This is a genomic window from Actinophytocola sp., from assembly GCF_036002505.1.
Classification (GTDB): domain Bacteria; phylum Actinomycetota; class Actinomycetes; order Mycobacteriales; family Pseudonocardiaceae; genus DASYTH01.
The window spans coordinates 1-2426 of the sequence record NZ_DASYTH010000433.1 but is presented as its reverse complement, the minus strand read 5'-3'; the positions used below and the strand labels follow the sequence as shown (position 1 = coordinate 2426).

Here is a 2426-nt window from a genome sequence, read left to right as displayed (position 1 = left end):
CGCGATTCGTACCGCATCCGCACAAACGGCGAAGCCACCCGCTGGTTCAAGATCAACGTGCCCGGCTCCGCAAAGGCGAGGAGCTGGCACCGTGGGGGGTTTGGGGGGCTCGGCCCCCCAACATCATGACGGGCGATCCTGTCCGGGCTCTCCGCGGACAGGCGTAGCCGGAGCCCGTGCCCCCGGTGCGATTCGAACGCACACTGGACGGGTTTTGAGTCCGTTGCCTCTGCCGATTGGGCTACGGGGGCCTGGGGGTGACTGTAGTAGGTGGGGGTGATCACGCGTGGGAACGGGGGTTGGGCCGGTAGGCTGCGGGTTCGGACGTGGTGAGAGTGGAGGAGGGGCCCGGTGGTGGAGCAGGGGACCGACGGGCCGGGCGTGCAGCGGAGTGTTCTCGTCGCCGAGGATGAGGCGCTGATCCGGCTGGACCTGGTCGAGATGCTGCGCGAGGAGGGGTACCGGGTGGCGGGGGAGGCGGCCGACGGGGAAGAAGCCGTGCGGCTGGCCAATGAGTTGCGGCCGGACCTGGTCATCCTTGACGTGAAGATGCCGAAGGTGGACGGGATTGAGGCGGCGTCGTCGATCGCGGGGAAGCGGATCGCGCCGGTCGTGATCTTGACCGCGTTCAGTCAGCGGGATCTGGTGGAGCGGGCGCGGGATGCGGGGGCGATGGCGTACCTGGTGAAGCCGTTCGCCAAGCATGATCTGGTGCCGGCGATCGAGCTCGCGGTGAGCCGGTTCGCCGAGCTGCAGGCGCTGGAGCAGGAGGTCGCGGGGCTCACCGACCGGTTGGAGACGCGCAAGGTCATCGAGCGGGCCAAGGGGTTGCTGATGACCAAGCAGGGGTTGTCCGAGCCGGAGGCGTTCCGGTGGATTCAGCGTACGGCGATGGACCGGCGCACCACGATGAAGGCCGTCGCCGAGGCGGTCATCGACAACATCAACTGATCACGAAGTTCCGGAGCAGCGACACCGGGCGGGCCACGCCGTTCGGGCCGAACTCGCGGACCTCGAGGACGTGCGGGCCGGGTTTCATGGCGGACAGGGTCAGGGCGATGCGGTAGCGGCCGCCCACGCCGAGGCCTTCGGCGGCGGTGGGCACGCCGGCGGCGATCCGGCCGTCCAGCCAGAGCTCGAAGCCCGGCACGCCGGCCACCCCGCCACTGTCCCACTGGGCGCTGGACGCGTTCAACGTCACGGTGAGCACCATCTGGCCCTGTGCCGGAATGGTGGTCGTGGTCAGCGGGATGCCGGCGGCGTTGCCGAGGCCGACCTCGATCTTCGGTAGCGCGTCCGGCGCGGGCCGGCGGGGGTCGGTGTCGGCCGGGTTGGCCTGGGCGGGCGGTGACCAGCCCGGGCCGGGGGTGATCTCCAGGTAGCTCTCCACCACCGACACGCCGTCCCGGGCGCCGGGTGCGCGCAGCACGAACGGGGCCAGGGTGTCCGGTGCGGGCCCGCCGAGGAGGTCCGGGGGCACGTCGGCGAGGACGGTGAGCACCGAGCCGGGCGCCGGTAACGGGCCGGGGGTGACCGGCCGGGCCGGCAGCAGCCGGTCGCCGAGCTGCACCACGATCCCGGCCGGATCGAGGCCGTCCGCCACCGTGATGGTGGCGACCAGCCGGGCGGCCGCGGCGGACACCAGCGGAGTGCGGGCGATGCCGATGGCGGGTGCCTCGGCGCCGAGCGTCAGCACCCGCCGGGTTCCCGGGTTGACCGGGGCCTCGGCGACGTCCGGCAGCGGGCTCGCCGGACCGCTGAACCCCACGGCCAGCAGGTGCACGCGGGCGCGCTGCCCCTCCGGGCCACGGAAACCGAGCAGCACCCAGGCCTGCGGCCAGGAGGGGACCGCGCCGCCGGCCGCGATCGGGACGCCGTCCTGCAGGACCCGCACCCCGCCGGTGGTGAGCAGCACCTCGAACCGGTGCAGCACGCCCGGCCCGCGCCGCGGCGCCGGGGCCGGGGACACCGAACCCGGCGCGGACGGCGACCGGATCTGCGCGCCGGCGTCGTTCACCACCACCCGGATCGTGCCCAGCGGCAGCGTCGGGTCGGCGCCGGGCGTGCTCAGCGCGCGCCCGGCGCCGCCGACCCGGTCGGCCGGCCCGGGCACCAGGTCCACGGTCAGCTCGCCGCCCGGCCCCGCGGTGTCGGTGAGCAGGGCGACCCGCCCGAGCACGCCGTCCGGGCCGGGCTGCCCCAGCCGCATCGGCTGGCGGGCCCGCAGCACCGCCATGTCCGCGCCGCAGCCCAGGTCGATCGGCAATCCCTTGGCGTCGAACGAGCCCAGCCCGAGGTCCACACAACCGCGGTAGCCGGACAGGTGGAAGTGCGACCCGGGCACCTGCGCCGGCTGGCCACCGGGTTCGGAGAAGTCCACGAACAGCCCGGTCAGGCCGCCGCGCCAGGTGCCGTCGCCACCCGGG

The 2426-nt window shown here is 73.8% G+C and carries 2 protein-coding genes and 1 tRNA gene; 1 reads left to right on the top strand and 2 read right to left on the bottom strand.

Translation table 11 applies throughout. The features are described from left to right. Positions 1 to 177: 177 nt before the first annotated feature. Positions 178 to 251, bottom strand: a tRNA-Leu gene (locus tag VGR06_RS38890). Positions 252 to 351: 100 nt separating this feature from the next. Here VGR06_RS38890 and VGR06_RS38885 point away from each other — a divergent pair. After that, complete coding sequence (locus VGR06_RS38885; RefSeq protein WP_327564241.1) at positions 352 to 951, top strand: ANTAR domain-containing response regulator; 600 nt, start codon at positions 352 to 354, stop codon at positions 949 to 951. Here the strand turns inward: VGR06_RS38885 and VGR06_RS38880 are convergent. After that, on the bottom strand, positions 944 to 2426 hold a 1483-nt coding region (locus VGR06_RS38880), incomplete at its 5' end, for a hypothetical protein (RefSeq protein WP_327564240.1). The genes VGR06_RS38885 and VGR06_RS38880 overlap by 8 nt on opposite strands.